This window comes from Marinomonas sp. 63XJN7_7_ISO-PGPR-S23-202 (genome assembly GCF_056173505.1).
Window position 1 is genome coordinate 2,639,758 of sequence record NZ_CM149677.1, and the last position, 16,571, is coordinate 2,656,328.

16 protein-coding genes are annotated in these 16,571 nt (G+C 45.0%); 7 read left to right on the plus strand and 9 right to left on the minus strand.

Annotated features, from left to right (window positions below; translation table 11 throughout):
- Positions 1 to 47: 47 nt before the first annotated feature.
- From AC0VYG_RS12205 to AC0VYG_RS12215, 3 genes are all read left to right on the plus strand, one after another.
- On the plus strand, positions 48 to 458 hold the full coding sequence (locus AC0VYG_RS12205) for a YeeE/YedE family protein (protein ID WP_475428275.1): 411 nt from the start codon (positions 48 to 50) through the stop codon (positions 456 to 458).
- A 10-nt stretch (positions 459 to 468) separates the two neighbouring features.
- Entirely contained in the window at positions 469 to 891 is a 423-nt protein-coding gene (locus AC0VYG_RS12210; RefSeq protein ID WP_475428276.1) for a DUF6691 family protein, read from the plus strand.
- 286 nt (positions 892 to 1,177) lie between these two features.
- Entirely contained in the window at positions 1,178 to 2,344 is a 1,167-nt protein-coding gene (locus AC0VYG_RS12215) for a type III PLP-dependent enzyme (protein WP_475428277.1), read from the plus strand.
- 95 nt (positions 2,345 to 2,439) lie between these two features.
- Here the strand turns inward: AC0VYG_RS12215 and AC0VYG_RS12220 are convergent, their stop codons facing one another.
- From AC0VYG_RS12220 to gcvT, 4 genes are all read right to left on the minus strand, one after another.
- The gene (locus tag AC0VYG_RS12220) at positions 2,440 to 3,162 is read right to left on the minus strand and encodes a flagellar brake protein (protein WP_475428278.1); all 723 of its coding nucleotides are present in this window, start codon (positions 3,160 to 3,162) and stop codon (positions 2,440 to 2,442) included.
- A 90-nt stretch (positions 3,163 to 3,252) separates the two neighbouring features.
- Positions 3,253 to 4,392, minus strand: coding sequence for a 4-phosphoerythronate dehydrogenase (locus AC0VYG_RS12225; protein ID WP_475428279.1), 1,140 nt, complete (start codon positions 4,390 to 4,392; stop codon positions 3,253 to 3,255).
- Positions 4,373 to 4,918 (minus strand): elongation factor P hydroxylase, encoded by a 546-nt coding sequence (locus AC0VYG_RS12230; protein WP_475432538.1) that lies wholly within the window; start codon positions 4,916 to 4,918, stop codon positions 4,373 to 4,375. Before AC0VYG_RS12230 ends, AC0VYG_RS12225 begins: the two co-directional genes overlap by 20 nt.
- A gap of 177 nt (positions 4,919 to 5,095) precedes the next feature.
- On the minus strand, positions 5,096 to 6,196 hold the full coding sequence (gene gcvT / locus AC0VYG_RS12235) for a glycine cleavage system aminomethyltransferase GcvT (RefSeq protein ID WP_475428280.1): 1,101 nt from the start codon (positions 6,194 to 6,196) through the stop codon (positions 5,096 to 5,098).
- Positions 6,197 to 6,567: 371 nt separating this feature from the next.
- Between gcvT and glyA the strand changes: the two genes are divergently transcribed.
- The 3 genes from glyA (at position 6,568) to gcvP (ending at position 11,243) form a co-directional block, all read left to right on the plus strand.
- The gene (glyA, locus tag AC0VYG_RS12240; RefSeq protein WP_475428281.1) at positions 6,568 to 7,845 is read left to right on the plus strand and encodes a serine hydroxymethyltransferase; all 1,278 of its coding nucleotides are present in this window, start codon (positions 6,568 to 6,570) and stop codon (positions 7,843 to 7,845) included.
- A 54-nt stretch (positions 7,846 to 7,899) separates the two neighbouring features.
- Positions 7,900 to 8,283: a glycine cleavage system protein GcvH gene (gene gcvH, locus AC0VYG_RS12245; protein ID WP_475428282.1), complete on the plus strand. Its 384-nt coding sequence runs from the start codon at positions 7,900 to 7,902 to the stop codon at positions 8,281 to 8,283.
- A gap of 95 nt (positions 8,284 to 8,378) precedes the next feature.
- Positions 8,379 to 11,243: an aminomethyl-transferring glycine dehydrogenase gene (gcvP, locus tag AC0VYG_RS12250; RefSeq protein ID WP_475428283.1), complete on the plus strand. Its 2,865-nt coding sequence runs from the start codon at positions 8,379 to 8,381 to the stop codon at positions 11,241 to 11,243.
- A gap of 134 nt (positions 11,244 to 11,377) precedes the next feature.
- Here gcvP and AC0VYG_RS12255 read toward each other — a convergent pair whose 3' ends face one another.
- Positions 11,378 to 11,782, minus strand: a complete 405-nt coding sequence (locus AC0VYG_RS12255) for a DUF805 domain-containing protein (protein ID WP_475428284.1) — start codon at positions 11,780 to 11,782, stop codon at positions 11,378 to 11,380.
- A 141-nt stretch (positions 11,783 to 11,923) separates the two neighbouring features.
- The gene (locus AC0VYG_RS12260) at positions 11,924 to 12,382 is read right to left on the minus strand and encodes a hypothetical protein (RefSeq protein ID WP_475428285.1); all 459 of its coding nucleotides are present in this window, start codon (positions 12,380 to 12,382) and stop codon (positions 11,924 to 11,926) included.
- A 353-nt stretch (positions 12,383 to 12,735) separates the two neighbouring features.
- Here AC0VYG_RS12260 and AC0VYG_RS12265 point away from each other — a divergent pair, with 353 nt between their 5' ends.
- Positions 12,736 to 14,637: a PhoX family protein gene (locus tag AC0VYG_RS12265; protein WP_475428286.1), complete on the plus strand. Its 1,902-nt coding sequence runs from the start codon at positions 12,736 to 12,738 to the stop codon at positions 14,635 to 14,637.
- 78 nt (positions 14,638 to 14,715) lie between these two features.
- Here AC0VYG_RS12265 and AC0VYG_RS12270 read toward each other — a convergent pair whose 3' ends face one another.
- The 3 genes from AC0VYG_RS12270 to AC0VYG_RS12280 form a co-directional block, all read right to left on the minus strand.
- The gene (locus AC0VYG_RS12270; RefSeq protein ID WP_475428287.1) at positions 14,716 to 15,444 is read right to left on the minus strand and encodes an SDR family oxidoreductase; all 729 of its coding nucleotides are present in this window, start codon (positions 15,442 to 15,444) and stop codon (positions 14,716 to 14,718) included.
- A 105-nt stretch (positions 15,445 to 15,549) separates the two neighbouring features.
- Complete coding sequence (locus AC0VYG_RS12275) at positions 15,550 to 16,281, minus strand: SDR family oxidoreductase (protein WP_475428288.1); 732 nt, start codon at positions 16,279 to 16,281, stop codon at positions 15,550 to 15,552.
- A 68-nt stretch (positions 16,282 to 16,349) separates the two neighbouring features.
- Entirely contained in the window at positions 16,350 to 16,571 is a 222-nt protein-coding gene (locus tag AC0VYG_RS12280) for an FGGY family carbohydrate kinase (protein ID WP_475428289.1), read from the minus strand.

Consider the following 16,571-nt stretch of genomic DNA (forward strand, 5'->3'; position numbering starts at 1 on the left):
TATATTATTAACTATCTTCTCTGACAACCTTCAACGAGATTAACACCATGACCGATATACTTTACCCTATTCTTGGCGGGCTTTGCATTGGCCTTTCGGCGAGCATTTACCTGTTAGCAACAGGTAAAATTATGGGGGTCAGCGGCCTGCTGTCCCAAGCCCTGTTTGGCCCACCTGGTATGAATACAAAATGGCTACCTCTTTTATTCCTTGTCGGCACAATTATTGGTGGCGCAAGTTACGGCGTTTTAACCCACCAGACGGTGCCCTTTCCAGATCCCAGAAGCCCGCTTTTATTGATTGCCTCTGGTCTTCTTGTTGGCTATGGAACTCGCCTCGGCAGTGGCTGTACCAGCGGTCATGGCGTATGTGGTATTTCTCGCGGTTCCATTCGTTCGTTGGTTGCAACCGCCATATTTATGCTGACCGCCATTTTAACCGTTATGATCACCAAATGAGGCCTTTGTTATGATGATATTAATTACTTTATTGTGCGGCATTTTATTTGGTGTTGGCCTGGCTTTGTCGCAAATGGCTAATCCGGCCGTCGTTCTTGGCTTTTTAGACATTTTCGGCAACTGGAATCCCTCTTTGATTTTTGTAATGGCTTCTGCCATTGTGGTGGGCGTTATAAGCTATGCCATTAAAAATGGACTTCAGGCACCATGGTTAGCAAAAAACTGGTCTGTCCCAACCCATACCCACATTGACGCTAAACTCGTTATCGGCAGCGCCTTATTTGGCATTGGCTGGGGATTGAGTGGTTACTGCCCAGGGCCTGGACTAACCGCCTTGGTTAACAATCCTCAAGAAGGCTTTTATTTTATCGGCGCGGTTATCGTCGGAAGTGGTATTTTCTATATACAAAACAAACGGTTATCAAAAGCCTAACCCATCAAAGCATGGATTTTTTGTTTCTAAAAAAATCCATGCTTTCTTCCTACTCAATCCCTATCTACACTTTCTTTTCTTGATGCAAAAAAACACTTGACGAGAGCCCCCTTGAGTTTTAAATTTCGCCCGCGTCATTGCTGAACATAATCCGCACCGCTTCAACTGCTGCGCTAGTCGCTTAAGGCCTTAGGGCCGGATAAGTAACAGCTTAAAGTAGGATGGAGGGAGGTAAAGACGTTCTTACTTTAACGGTTTATGTTTGCCAGATAAGGAGCTTTAGCCCATGACTACTGACGTCTATTCTTTTTACACCCCAGAACGTTTCGCGCGCTTCAAAGCATTTGCTGATACCAAAGAAACCCCTTTTGTTGTGATTGACACACAAATGATTGATGAAGCTTATACTGAGCTGACTAAAGGGTTCCCCATTGCAGATGTTTTTTATGCCATTAAAGCGAATCCTGCCCCCGAAATTTTAACCTTGTTACGTGACCGTGGCGCCAACTTTGATGTCGCCTCCCGTTATGAGTTAGATAAGCTGTTTTCTATTGGTGGCATTTCACCAGATCGTGTTAGCTATGGTAATACCATTAAAAAAGCCAAGGACGTTCGTTATTTTTATGAAAAAGGTGTGCGAATGTTCGCCACCGATTCCGAGGCCGACTTACGCAATATCGCCAAGGCTGCCCCTGGCTCTCGCATCTATGTACGTATTTTGACCGAGGGAACCGTTACTGCAGACTGGCCTTTATCGCGTAAATTTGGCTGCCGCCCAGATATGGCAATGGATCTATTGATTCTCGCAAAAGAGCTTGGTTTGATTCCTTACGGTGTCTCTTTCCATGTGGGCTCCCAGCAACGTGATATTGGTGCTTGGGACGCAGCAATAGCCAGCGTAAAAGTGATTTTTGAACGCTTGAAAGACGAAGATGGTATTCAATTAGAAATGATTAATATGGGCGGAGGTTTTCCGGCCAATTACATCGCTCGCACAAATGACCTTGCGACCTATGCAGAAGAAATTTCACGCTTTTTAGAAGAAGACTTTGGCACCGATTTACCAAGAATCATTCTAGAACCTGGCCGCTCTTTGATATCCAATGCAGGCGTATTAGTCAGTGAGGTGGTGTTGATCTCCCGTAAATCACACACAGCGCTTAACCGTTGGGTATTCACTGACGTAGGGAAATTTTCTGGTTTAATCGAAACCTTAGACGAAGCGATCAAATACCCTATTCATGTAGAAAAACAAGGAGAATTAGAAGAAGTCATTATTGCCGGACCAACTTGCGACAGTGCTGATATTCTATATGAACACTATAAATACGGCCTGCCACTGAACTTAGCCATTGGAGATCGTATGTACTGGCTATCGACTGGTGCTTACACCACAACTTATAGTGCAGTAGAGTTCAACGGCTTTCCTCCCTTGGCGTCTTACTATTTATAAGATGTACACATAGTAAAAAAACACCGCTAGTTGCTGGCTTCTTCTGAGGCCAGCAACTTACCCAGCCAACAACACTCTTGGTTTATTGATGCGTTTTAATTAAGCCGACTTTTTTGCGTTTCCAAAATATAGGCGTTTAGGGTAATCGCCGATTCCCGACTGATGTTTTCAAAACGCACACCATAAACATAAAAGTATTCTGCATTCATTTTTTCTAAGAACTCATTATCAACCAGACTTGCTTGAAGCTGCTCAAGCATCTGAATCTCTTGAGAACGAATTTCACCATCAAGCTTTAGCGCAACATGGTAGCCAGCCACATTCAACCCCAAAGAGAGTCTAAGTTTCTGACTTACTAGACCAAAGTCTTCCTTAGACACAAGCTTTGCTCCACCAAGACTCAGGTCCACCAAGACACCGGTCGTAAACGCAGGAATAGAATCCGAACCATCGACAGGCTCTAAACGGCAGATTAATCTTGTCTCTACTCGGGCGGCAGTGCGAACCATGGATGCGTTTACAAACTCAGGGTAGGCGATATGAATATGAGGCCCCGGCTCCAAATAACTTTTTGCCACCTTGCTACTAAACGCACATACCTCGGTATCTAGCATGACTCGAATGTTCACCCGTTGACTTTCACGGACCAGAATATTTTTACCATTCGACTTAGGGCAAGACAAAATAAGCGAGCGACCAGGTATCGCACCCAAGACACGCACCATGTATCGACCTGGCGGAGAAATAAATTCCAACTGTACACTTGTCCCTATTGGCACATCCAATTCATCAAGACCTACTTGCCTTACTTCAGACATTTAATGCTCACTTCTCATTTTTATAATCGATATCCAGACCTGTGCCCCCTGTGGGCGCATTCTCCATGATAGGTCTAGAGGCCAAAATACTTAAAACCCCATTGCTTTCAGCTTTATAAGCGCCAGCTTATTTGATGATTCTACGACACAGGTGGCAAATTCATCCCGCTCAACATAATGCTTACGCAACCAATCAAAGGTTGTCTTATCAGCATAGTGGCGATAATTAAAGCGCAAACGCGAATCATCCCTTGCCACGTCGTAAATCGCATGAGCTGCGCGGGCCAGCAATTCCTCTGCATGCAAATCTTCTTGTAGCGACACCGAACTTAGCCGACCAGGGCTGATGGCGTCACTTAATGTCACTTGTTTATCTCTATTGAAGTACTGACAAAATGCTTGATAGACCATCCAAGTGCCCTTCTCTCGCCCTTGCTTGCTATACCCTGCGATGTGTGGCGTCGCAATATCGACAATGGCCAATGTTTCTAGGTCAAGCTCTGGTTCCCCTTGCCAAACATCCCAAACCAAATGCAAGTCGCCACGCCGCTCTTTATATAACTCTCGCAATGCCGATTCATCAATCACACCGCCGCGACCGGCCGATATAATCGCGGCCCCCGCTTTTACTTGTTGCAATTGTTCCTTGCCAATCATACCGACGGTCGGATAATCACCGTCTTTCGTCAGTGGGGCATGCAAGGAAATAACATCACAAGCCATGACCGATGCCAAAGAGACAAATGGTACAGAGCTCATATTCTTGCTTGCATATTCTGCCTGCTTGATTGGATCATAAACGCACACATCACAACCCAGTGCCGCAAAACGATCAACGACCGTCTTCCCGACATTGCCGTAACCAATCACGCCTATTTTTTTATTCAACCACATAAGATTTTTTGTTAACGCCAAAAAACCTAATCCGCTAAACACATAGTCCGCCACCGCATCAGCATTGCAACCAGGAGCACTACTAAAAGCAATGCCTTGTTCCGCTAAATACTCAGTATCAATGTGATCCACACCAATAGTAGCACTTCCCACAAAACGAACACGGGAACCGTTTAATAGCTCAGACGATACTTTCGTTACAGAGCGCACCAATAAGACATCAGCATCGTTAACCTGTTCTTTGGTTAATGTACGACCATTGACCAATTCAACCTCACCAAAAGCTGAAAACAACTTGGTCGCGTTGGGCATATTTTCATCGGCAATTATTTTCATATTGCTGGTTCATGTACCTATCAAAGTCTGTATCTGGACAACGTATTGACAACAGATACTGAGAAAAAGTAAAGGCTCGCTGAGGCAAGCCCGACATCAGATAACATTTTGCTTGTTCATAAACAGCACGCTCAAAAGCACTGGCGTCGTATTCAGGCAGCGCCAAATTATCAACGCTCACACGAAACGTCATACCCGCTGCCCAATGAAAAAGACATTCAACCGCTTGTGGCTTCACTTCGACTGTTTCAAAAAGCCGTTGCTGTTCTTCAGTACGCGTATCAGGCTCATACCAATAACCATAATCTTCGAGCTTGCGCCGCTCTTCACCAGCAATACACCAGTGACTGATCTCATGAAGCGCGCTAGATGGGTAGTCTAAGCGAAAATACAGTAAGGCCGGAGTCGTCTCTGTGGCTGGAAGATATAAGGGCTCATCAGCGCCACTCACAAGCAAAGTGTTAAAATCCGATTGAAAACAGACATTAAACGCTTCAACCAGTTGTTTAGCCGTTAGCAAAAGCACCACTCCAAAGACGAAAATATCAAAGGGGAAATTATTGCACATTTACAATGTGTGGGCTATTTGGCATTGACGCTTATTTACGGAAAAGCGCTAGCATAGCCACAAAAAAACGCCTCATTAGATATCACCCAATGAGGCGCGTTGTGTATTTTGAATCGAGGGCTTAAATCAGATCGCTTAGCCTCTAAAGTAATGGGCCGGCACAAATGGCATTTTGGTTTGAATCAACGGAATGCTTTTGCCCCGAACATTAGCAAACAAAGGCGTCTCATCCGTCAAGCTTTGTGTTTCAACATACGCCATGACAATAGGTTGCGACAGACTAGGTGAAAATCCCCCGCTGGTCACTGTACCTTTCACATCACCAGCTTCATCAATGATCTCAACACCTTCACGAACTGGCGCCTTTCCATCCACCAAAAAGCCAACACGTTTGCGGTTTGGTTTGTTAGCGAATTCAGGCAAGACCACATCAGCCCCAATAAACCCCCCTTCACGTTCGCCCCCAAGACGACGAACGGGTTGAATCGCCCAGTTTAGTGACGCTTCAACGGGCGTTGTGCTGGTATCGATATCATGACCATATAAGCACAGTCCCGCCTCCAAACGCAGAGAATCTCGAGCCCCTAGACCAATCCACTCCACTTCGGGCATATCAAGCAAGGCATCCGTTAAAATTTGAGCATGCTCATTGGAAACGGATATTTCGTAACCGTCTTCACCTGTATAACCAGAGCAACTTACCCATAACTCAATACCTTGCCATTCAAACTGAGTACTTTGCATAAACGTCATTTTAGCCGCATCAGGTACCAAGCGAGCAAATGCCTCACGTGCTTTTGGCCCTTGAATAGCTAATAATGCACGATCGTCAATCACCTCAACTTCGCAGCCAACAAGCGACGCTTTCATGTGAGCAATGTCATTGTCTTTACAGGCGGCATTGACCACAACAAAAAGCGCCTCTCCCCAGTTAGCAAACATGAGATCATCTGAAATAGCACCATTTTCAGTAGTAAACAGACCGTAGCGTTGCATGCCTTCTGGCAAACCTAAGACATCGACAGGGACAATTTTCTCAAAAGCCTGTTTGACATTGGTACCACGCAGCATGACTTGCCCCATGTGTGAAACATCAAACAAACCAGCATTTTCACGAACCCATAAATGTTCTTTTTTGACGCCTAGGGGATATTGAACAGGCATTTCATAGCCAGCAAACTCAACCATTCTGGCGCCTGCAGCGATATGCTGCTGATATAGTGGGGTACGTTTCATAAAACAGACCTTTCGATGATTTAGAGAATTTTGTTTCCGATTGGAAACAGATTATCTAAAAAAATACCCATTTTACAAGTAATGCCTACAATTAAATCTAAACCGAAGATAATTAAGTTTCAGAAACCATCTATAGAACTAACCAAATGGTCAGTGTTTTTGCTGTTTTAAAATCTCTGACTTGCTTGTTTATTTCTTGTTTCCAATCGGAAACTTTTTCGTTATGATGATGCCAAGTTGACGCATAACGGTCGTTGATCGGCGCTCTTATAAAGATGATCTTTTTTCATCATCTTGGACGGCTCAAATGTTATCATTGGATAACGATTTATCGTATTGGACAGAAATGTTTATTTAAGAGGAATTACACCATGGCCAACACCGAAGCCTTTTTCAGCCAAACGCTGGCTGAACGAGACCCAGAACTTTTCGCGACCATTGTTGAAGAACAAAACCGTCAAGAAACTGGCATCGAATTGATTGCTTCTGAAAACATCACCTCTAAAGCCGTTTTAGAAGCTCAAGGCTCCGTGCTAACAAACAAATACGCGGAAGGCTACCCTCATCGTCGCTACTATGGTGGCTGTGAAGCGGTTGATGTTACTGAACAACTTGCCATTGACCGTGCGAAGCAACTATTTAACTGCGAATTTGCCAACGTTCAACCACACTCAGGCGCTCAAGCAAACGGTGCGGTTATGCTCGCTTTACTTCAACCAGGCGACACGATCCTAGGGATGTCTCTAGACGCTGGCGGTCACTTAACTCATGGCGCGCCACCAGCTCAATCGGGCAAATGGTTCAACGCTGTTCAATACCAAGTGAACCCTGACACACTGCTGATTGATTATGACGCAATTGAAGCACAAGCATTGGAATGCAAACCCAAAATGATCATTGCAGGTGGTTCAGCCATCCCACGCGTGATTGATTTCAAACGCTTTCGTGACATTGCAGACAAAGTTGGCGCTTATCTTTTTGTGGATATGGCTCACATCGCAGGTCTTGTTGCAACAGGCGCTCACCCTTCTCCACTGCCACATGCCCACGTTGTTACCACCACCACGCACAAAACACTACGTGGCCCTCGTGGCGGCATGATCCTGTCTAATGACCTCGATCTTGGTAAGAAAATCAATTCTGCGGTTTTCCCAGGCTACCAAGGCGGCCCATTGATGCATGTGATTGCAGGCAAAGCCGTCGCGTTTGGCGAAGCACTAAAACCTGAATTCAAAACCTACATCGATCAAGTCGTTGCCAATGCGAAAGTATTAGCTGAAGTCATGATGGAGCGAGGCTGTGATATTGTGACAGGGGGTACAGATAACCACTTGATGCTTGTTGATCTTCGTCCAAAAGGTCTAAAAGGCAACGCCGTCGATAAGGCTCTTGAGCGCGCAGGCATCACTTGTAACAAAAATGGCATTCCATTCGATACTGAAAAACCAATGATTACGTCTGGTATTCGTATTGGTACGCCTGCAGCCACTTCTCGCGGCTTTGGAGAAGAAGAATTCCGTAAAGTAGGTCATTTGATCAGTGATGTTCTAGATGGCTTGGTTGAAAAACCCGAAGGCAATCCAGAAGTGGAAGCCCGCGTACTTGCAGAAGTAAAAGAGCTTTGCAAGCGCTTCCCTCTTTATCGCTAATCACAAACAACCCGGGTCTAACATCTCGGGTTATTTTTTAAATGGGGCAAAGATATGAGCACTATTCCAGATAACCTAAAATACGCTGATTCTCACGAGTGGGTGTTGGATAATGGTGACGGCACTGTGACCGTGGGCATTACAGACCACGCACAAGACCTTTTAGGTGACGTGGTTTATGTTGAATTACCTGAAGTGGATGCAGAAACCGTTGCAACCGAGCAATTCTCATTGGTTGAATCGGTCAAAGCCGCTTCTGACATTTATGCACCGGTCACTGGTGTCATAGTTGAAATAAACGAAGCATTAGAAGACTCACCTGAGTTGATCAATGAATCGCCATACCAAGACGCATGGATTGCTAAAATCAAACTTGCTGAAGGCGCAGACCTTAGTAAGTTAATGGATGCAGACGCTTACGCGTCAAGCATCGAATAATTCTGTTATCCGCTCTCTTACTGCTAGCGCGTATGTTGCTGCTAACAGCAAGAGAGCCCATCTCTTCTGCTTTATTTTAATAGGTGATTATTACCATGACCTCGTGCATCCGTGATTTGCAAAACAATGACGAATTCATAGCACGCCATATTGGCTCAGACATATCTGAACAGAGTCTGATGTTGCAGACAATTGGTGTCGACTCATTAAATGCGTTAATTGAAAAGACCATTCCCGAAGCGATTCGTCAAGCAAACCTTGACCTGTCTACCCAACCAGCCAGTGAAAGCGACGCACTAAAACAACTCAAAGCCATTGCTAACAAAAACACGGTGGCACGCTCCTTTATTGGCATGGGTTATCACGATACACATGTCCCTTCGCCTATTGTACGCAATTTATTAGAAAATCCAGGCTGGTACACGGCTTATACCCCTTACCAACCTGAAATTTCGCAAGGCCGCCTGGAAGCGCTATTAAACTTTCAACAAGTGATCATTGACTTAACCGGCATGGAAATCTCCAACGCTTCACTGTTAGACGAAGCTACCTCCGCTGCCGAAGCCATGACGCTCATGAAGCGCTCTAACCGCAAAAAAAGTAACACCTTGTTTGTTTCAGACCAGCTACTGCCGCAAACCATTGATGTAGTTAAAACACGCGCCGAACTACTGAATATTGAAGTAGTTGTTGATAATAACGACAACCTAGGCCATTACGATGTATTCGGTGCCATTTTCCAATACCCAGGCACCAATGGCGAAGTTATCGATCTAACCGATCTTATCGCTCAAGCGCATGAGCAAAATGCATTGGCCAGTGTTGCCGTCGATTTATTAGCCCTTGTGTTGATTAAATCCCCAGGCGATATGGGAGCGGACATTGTTTTCGGTAGTGCACAACGTTTTGGCGTACCGATGGGATTCGGTGGTCCTCATGCAGCATTTTTAGCGACCAAAGATGCGTTCAAACGCTCCATGCCAGGCCGTGTTATTGGCGTTTCTAAAGATAGCCATGGCAAACCAGCCCTTCGCATGGCGATGCAGACTCGCGAACAACACATTCGTCGCGAGAAAGCCACTTCCAACATTTGTACGGCTCAAGCACTACTCGCCATGATGGCTGGCTTTTACGCCGTTTACCATGGCCCTGCTGGTTTAAAGAAAATCGCTTCTCGCGTTGCCGCATTGACCCACTGCTTTGCAACTGCATTGCAACAGAAAGGCTTTACGACCAATGCCAACTACTTTGATACCCTTGTTGTCGATACCCAAGACAAAACACAGAGTATTATTGAGGCAACTCAAGCCAAGCTGATCAACCTTTTTCAAGTGTCTGATCATGCATTGTCGATTTCTTTCAGCGAAACCACCACGACAGAAGATGTGATCGATCTAGCGGCGTGTTTTGGCATAACATTAAGCCAAAACGATATCGACTCAAGTGCGGCAGGCGTTGGCTTTGATGAAAGTTTACTGCGCCAAGATGCCATCTTAACGCACCCCGTCTTCAACTCCCATCACAGCGAAACCGAGTTGATGCGCTACCTACATCAACTCGAAGTCAAAGACATTGCTTTGAACCAAAGCATGATCCCACTTGGCTCCTGTACCATGAAGCTAAACGCGGCGTCTGAAATGATTCCCGTCACGTGGGCGGAGTTCGGCAGCATCCATCCATTTGCACCGCAAAACCAAGCAGCGGGCTACCACGCCCTGTTGTCTGAGTTGATCGACATGTTAGCAAAAGCCACTGGTTACGATACGATTTCTCTTCAGCCGAATTCTGGCGCTCAAGGGGAATACGCGGGTCTGCTCACTATCGACAAATACCATAAGTCACGAGGTGATCACAATCGAAATGTGTGCTTGATCCCAAGTTCTGCCCACGGTACAAACCCTGCTTCTGCTGCTTTGGCTGGCATGAAAGTCGTGATTGTTAAATGTGACGAAGACGGCAACATTGACTTGGTCGACCTCGCCGAGAAGGCAGAAAAGCACACTGCTGAACTAAGCTGCATCATGGCAACCTATCCATCTACTCATGGTGTATTCGAAGAGCACATTCGCGAAGTATGCGAGATTGTCCATAAATTCGGTGGTCAAGTATACATTGATGGCGCCAATTTGAACGCGCTTGTTGGCATTGCTCCTCCAGGCGCATTTGGTGGCGATGTTTCCCACCTGAACCTACACAAAACCTTCTGCATTCCACATGGTGGTGGTGGCCCAGGCATGGGGCCAATTGGTGTTAAATCACACCTTGCGCCTTTCCTTCCTGGCCATAGCATTGAGCCAGTCATGGGTATGACAGAGCAACATGGCGCGGTCTCCGCAGCCCCATACGGTAGCGCAAGCATTCTTGTTATTACTTGGATGTACATCAAAATGATGGGAGACAAAGGCCTGCGGGATGCAACCTTTAACGCCATTTTGAACGCCAACTACATTGCCAAGCGTTTAGCCGATCATTACCCCGTGCTTTACACAGGCAAAAATGGCACAGTTGCCCATGAATGCATTATCGATATTCGTCCAATCAAGGCAGAATCTGGCATTAGCGAAGAAGACATTGCTAAACGATTAATGGACTTTGGTTTCCATGCTCCAACGATGTCTTTCCCTGTGGCTGGCACACTGATGATCGAACCGACAGAATCCGAGTGCAAAGAAGAGCTTGATCGTTTCTGTGACGCCATGATTCAAATTCGTAACGAGATCAGTAAAGTACAATCGGGTGAATGGCCCTTAGAAGACAACCCCCTTGTCAATGCTCCGCACACAGCAGACAGTCTGTTAGACATGGAATGGAACCATGCTTATTCGCGAAAAGAAGCAGCCTACCCATTACCTTGGATCAAAGGGCGTAAATACTGGCCAAGTGTTGGTCGTATCGACAACGTTTACGGTGACCGTAACTTGTTTTGCGAATGCCCACCGATCGACAGCTACGAAAGCTAAACTAAGCATTAAATGCAACACACTAAAAAGGCAAGCCAGAATATGGCTTGCCTTTTTTATTCACACTCAAAAGCCAGTACTTAAGTACCAGCATCCCCCTTTATAAAAATATAATAAATAGATTATCTAATTTATCAAATTGTGATTGGAGCGCTCCTTGATGTTATCCAGCTTGGGTCTTCGCCAAATCGATTGTCGCCAATAGAACCTTCTATAGATAAGAGAAAGATTAACAATAGGGTTCCAAATACAGGGATCACATTTAGACAAATAAACCAACCGGAACGGTTTATATCATGCAGACGGCGAATGGTCGCCCCTATGGTTGGTAATAAGGTCAAAAGATTAAACGCCAAAACAACAACCATCAATTGGTCCAAGGTGATCAGTGATTTTGACAAGAAGGATTGCAAAAAAAACAAGAAAGTAAGCAATAGATTGACAACCATATTACTCATAACAAAACACCAAAACTCTTTGCGAGACGAACGACCTGAAAACACAGCATATTTCTTAAAGGCAACCAGATACCAACCCATACCTTTCCTTCTCTTTTCATTCAGTTAGCTGATAGATAAACGCTCTGTAAAGAATATAACAGCATGGAATTAATCGCTAAAAAAATTACGACTAAAAAAGAGAACAATGTCAAAGGCTAGTCTAGAAAGCCATAAAAAGCGTTATACCACTCCAAACTGACGGGCAAATTCATCAAGCTTTTTACTACGAATTAGCTTCAGATGAGCCAACTCGGTTTTTGCCGATGTTTTCGCCTCTGCAATAAGTTTAGGATCCTGATTTAATTCCGCGTTTTTCAACGCCTTTTCATAGGCATCTAACACTTCATCAAAATGATCCTGATAAGCCTCTTCTACCATCGCAAGCGCTACGTGGTAAGTAGCATTTTTAGACTCGGCACTACGTTTTATGTGATCTAAAGAATTTTGAAAATACAAGGACTGTAAAGTAACGCGGGGAGAAGAAGTGCCTCGAGATTCTCTCCGTTCATTCACCACAACACCTGGTGAAACGGACTGCGTCGAAAAAACCGTACTCGCCTGCGTGTAACTTACAGGCATTGTGTTCAAAACAAGAATGGCAGTAAGAGACTGCAACTTCTTAAAAAAAACTTTTTTCATGCTCACCTACCTCTATTGAAAAATAGCAACATACAATCTCCTCTATAAAAAAAACGATTCGATTCTATGAAAAGTGAGATTTGATTCTATGAAGCAAGCATCACCAGCACAATCCAATCAGTACCATTGCACATTTAAACCTCACCCTTGCACTTTTATGACAAGACAATAAGCAAATAAAAACAACTTTCATGCACAAAATCCCAATAAAATGCCTTTATAGTAAATAAATTGTCATGAAATTGTCATTGTTACTGTGGTCTACTCATTGGCGATAAATTCGATCGGGCAGAGATCGATATTTCTACTACATATCAATCAGGTATCTCCCTGACTCAATGAGGAACAAAGAAATGACCCAGTCCGTTGATAATACTCGTCGTCGTATGCTTGGCTTTATGGCAGGCGCACCTTTACTCCCTCTAGCGGGAGGTATATTCACTTCCAAAGCGTTTGCCGACAACATCACAGACTCTCCATTGGCTTCCGTTAGCTTTGTCCCAATGACTGCGCCATCATTAAGCAACCCAGCCGCCATGGCGACAACCTATATCAATTCGGCAATGCAGCTTAAGTTCGAAGATGGTTCTAGCCGCCTTGTTAAACTAGACTATCATCCTTTTTTCATCTCTGGCGACAAAGTGCCAGATGGCAAAGGAGGTACAGTCGTTGCAGGTGGCTATTACGACATTAACAACCGTCCAATCAACGACCCAACAGCGGGTAATCGCCAATTCTTCTCAGACTGTCCAGATGGTTCGAGTCTATTAACGGTAGAAGGTGCAAACGTACCTGGCGTTTATGGCAAACCAGTATTTGCGGTGGTTCAATTTGAGTACACCTCCCGTGACGGTGGCGGTAATGATATGTATGGTCGTCTCCCCTCTCCTATTGCCGTATTAACACTGGATCAAAACCAAGAAACGGGTGAATTGAAACTGGTGAAATATCATAATGTTGATACGTCCAGTGTTGGTGGTTTATGGATCACCTGCGGGGCGAGCTTGTCACCATGGGGCACTCACCTTTCCAGCGAAGAATATGAGCCTGACGCATCAAAAATGGATGATAAGCGTTTCAAGGCCTACAGCAAAAATTTATTCGGTAATGAAAACACGGCCACACCTTATAATTATGGTCACCTGCCAGAAGTCACCGTCAACAAAGACGGTACAGGGTCCATCACCAAGCATTACTGTATGGGCCGCATTTCTCATGAGCTCGTTCAAGTCATGCCAGATGAACGCACCGTCATCATGGGTGACGATGCCACAAATGGCGGTCTATTCATGTTTATTGCTGACAAACCACGTGATTTGTCTTCTGGTAAGTTATACGTAGGAAAATGGCACCAAACTTCCAACGAAGGCCCAGGTGCGGGTGATATTTCTTGGATCAAACTGGGCGAAGCCAACAGCGATGAAATCAAACGTCTGGTTGATGCGGGCATCAAATCTTCTGACATCATGGAAATCCATCATAAAGACCCAAAAGACCCAAGCTTCACAAAGATTGGCTACGGCGGCAAACCAAACTGGGTAAAACTGAAACCAGGTATGGAAAAAGAAGCGGCCTTCTTGGAAACACACCGTTATGCGGCACTTGTTGGTGGCTCTTTAGGCTTTACCAAAATGGAAGGTACAACGGTCAATATCAAAGACAAAAAAGCCTACTCCGCGATGTCTTACATCTATAAAACCATGACGGATGGTAGCAATGACATCCATGTTCAGGGGCCAAAAGCCGGTGCCGTATACGAGCACAAGCTAACAGGCGGTCAAACAGACAGTGATGGCAACCGCATTGACAGCGAATGGGTATCCGTTCACATGCACGCCCCATTCAATCTAACGGGTGAAGATCTAAAAACAGCCGATGCAATCGGCAATACAGCCCATGCTGACCGTATCGCTAACCCAGATAACATCAAGTACTCTGAAAAGCTTCGCACTTTGTTTATTGGTGAAGACAGCGGCAATCATGTTAACAACTTCTTATGGGCCTATAATGTAGACAGTGGTGACCTATCCCGCATTATGTCTTGCCCAGCTGGTGCGGAATCAACGGGACTGCATGCAGTTGACGAAATTAACGGCTGGACCTACATCATGAGCAACATGCAGCACCCAGGCGACTGGGAAAGCCCATTGCATGACAAAGTAAAAGATGTATTAGATCCATACGTCCGAGCTAACTACAAAGATCGTTATGGTGCTGCTGTGGGTTATATCACAGGGATTCCTAAAGTCTCTTAATTAAGCAACTTTACAACGATTTATCTGATCGGATAAACAAAAGGGCAACCATTTGGCTGCCCTTTGCTTTATTTGAACTCACATATCAAACGCTGATGGCAAAACAATCATATCGCGAATCGTGACATGCCGTGGGCGAGTTAAAATATACATAACCGCGTCGGCAACTTCTTCAGGCTCGATAATGCTGCCGCTCTCTTTTGCTTTTCGAAGATTCTCTTCAGGCCAGTCCGCCAGCAAAGCACTCGCTACCGGGCCAGGAGACACTGCAGACATACGAATGCCATGATCTTTTACTTGACGACGTGTTGTTTGCACGAAACAATTAATTGCCCATTTCGAAGCCGCGTAGACTGGCTCCCATGGTACAGGAAAATGTCCGGCGACAGATCCGGTTACCACAATGTCACCGGTGCCACGCTCAATCATATGAGGCAAAACGGCTTGGACGTTTTTCATAACTGCATTAACATTCAAATTTAACATACGATCAATGCCATCAGGATCGGCATCAATCAAGTCGCCGCCAATGTAGCTCCCCGCATTTGCATAGAGAATATCTATGTGTCCAGTTTTGTCTAGCACGCTGGACAATAAACTCGCACAGCTTTCTGGGTTGAGCAGATCAATCACCAGAGGGATGGCAGAATCTCCAAGCTCTTCACAAACTCTATTAAGCGCCACTTCATCACGATCTATCAATACAACTTGAGCACCAGCAGCAATCATTTCTTTAACGGTTGCTAAGCCAATGCCTGACGCAGCACCAGTTACCGCAGCAATTTTCCCTTCGAGTTTTTGTGACATGGTTATTACTCCTATTTGTTTTTTTAGGTCATTCGACAATCAAAAGAATGATTGGATTATCGACTTTATAAAATGTTAACGTTGTCATTTTTATTTCAAAAATAATTAACCCGCTGTAAAGCCTCCATCAATAGGCAAGGTGATACCAGAAATCATGCTAGAGTGGTCTCCTAGCAAATACATAATTGGATGCACCACTTCCAAAGGTTCGGCGAATCGATGTAGAGGGATCCGGCTTAACATTCCTTCAGCTTTAACAGGATCACTCCAACCAACTTTGGCCATTGGTGTTAAGGTGACCGTTGGATTAACACTATTTACTCTAATGTTGTAAGCGCCAAGTTCGGCACACAACACACGTGTCATGGCATCCATTGCGGCTTTCGAAGCACTGTACCCAAGATGATCAACTAAGGAAGCAAGAGCCGCTTGGCTAGATACATTCACAATGGACCCGCCCTTTCCTTGCTCAATCATCCGGCGTGAAACGATTTTGCTCATTAATGCCGCCGCTTTCGCATTGATATCCATCATTTGGCTAAATGCTGAGCCTGTTACTTCAGTAACAGGCTCTAGTAGCGCAAGACCTGCACAGTTCACCAAACCATCCACTTCGCCTAATTGTGAATCCACCTCATTAATGCCTGATTCAAGAGCGAGATCGGCGGCAATAGTCTGACAGCCTGTTTGTGTTTGCAGCTGTGCTAATTGCTCATTATTTCGACCAATAGCGACCACTTTAGCGCCAACACGGCATAGCTCTTCTACTGAATACCAGCCAATACCACTGCTGGCACCTGTTACGACAATGGTTTTATCTTTTAAATCTTCGAACATAAACACACCCCTAGTTGATGTTTATTCTTGTCTTATTCATTCACAGCAAAGAGTAGTTGCTGGGCGAATTACCTCTCCTTTTTATCCAGCAACAAACCATGCTGCTGACCAGAAATACCAATGGCCTTTATCTCACAAGTTTGAATATTGCGGCTCTCTACCGCCGATTGACATACCTTTAAGAAAGCTTCGATCCACCATTTATGGTCTTGCTCACCATGACCGTTAGCCACACTGATAGGCTCATGTTCACTATAGCCTTGGGCAATACGCTTTTTTATGGCGTCCAC

Coding starts and splice junctions, on each gene's coding strand:
- AC0VYG_RS12205 (WP_475428275.1), top strand. CDS start 48: ATGACCGATATACTTTACCCTATTCTTGGCGGGCTTTGCATTGGCCTT.
- AC0VYG_RS12210 (WP_475428276.1), top strand. CDS start 469: ATGATGATATTAATTACTTTATTGTGCGGCATTTTATTTGGTGTTGGC.
- AC0VYG_RS12215 (WP_475428277.1), top strand. CDS start 1,178: ATGACTACTGACGTCTATTCTTTTTACACCCCAGAACGTTTCGCGCGC.
- AC0VYG_RS12220 (WP_475428278.1), bottom strand. CDS start 3,162: ATGTCTGAAGTAAGGCAAGTAGGTCTTGATGAATTGGATGTGCCAATA.
- AC0VYG_RS12225 (WP_475428279.1), bottom strand. CDS start 4,392: ATGAAAATAATTGCCGATGAAAATATGCCCAACGCGACCAAGTTGTTT.
- gcvT (WP_475428280.1), bottom strand. CDS start 6,196: ATGAAACGTACCCCACTATATCAGCAGCATATCGCTGCAGGCGCCAGA.
- glyA (WP_475428281.1), top strand. CDS start 6,568: ATGGCCAACACCGAAGCCTTTTTCAGCCAAACGCTGGCTGAACGAGAC.
- gcvH (WP_475428282.1), top strand. CDS start 7,900: ATGAGCACTATTCCAGATAACCTAAAATACGCTGATTCTCACGAGTGG.
- gcvP (WP_475428283.1), top strand. CDS start 8,379: ATGACCTCGTGCATCCGTGATTTGCAAAACAATGACGAATTCATAGCA.
- AC0VYG_RS12255 (WP_475428284.1), bottom strand. CDS start 11,782: ATGGGTTGGTATCTGGTTGCCTTTAAGAAATATGCTGTGTTTTCAGGT.
- AC0VYG_RS12260 (WP_475428285.1), bottom strand. CDS start 12,382: ATGAAAAAAGTTTTTTTTAAGAAGTTGCAGTCTCTTACTGCCATTCTT.
- AC0VYG_RS12265 (WP_475428286.1), top strand. CDS start 12,736: ATGACCCAGTCCGTTGATAATACTCGTCGTCGTATGCTTGGCTTTATG.
- AC0VYG_RS12270 (WP_475428287.1), bottom strand. CDS start 15,444: ATGTCACAAAAACTCGAAGGGAAAATTGCTGCGGTAACTGGTGCTGCG.
- AC0VYG_RS12275 (WP_475428288.1), bottom strand. CDS start 16,281: ATGTTCGAAGATTTAAAAGATAAAACCATTGTCGTAACAGGTGCCAGC.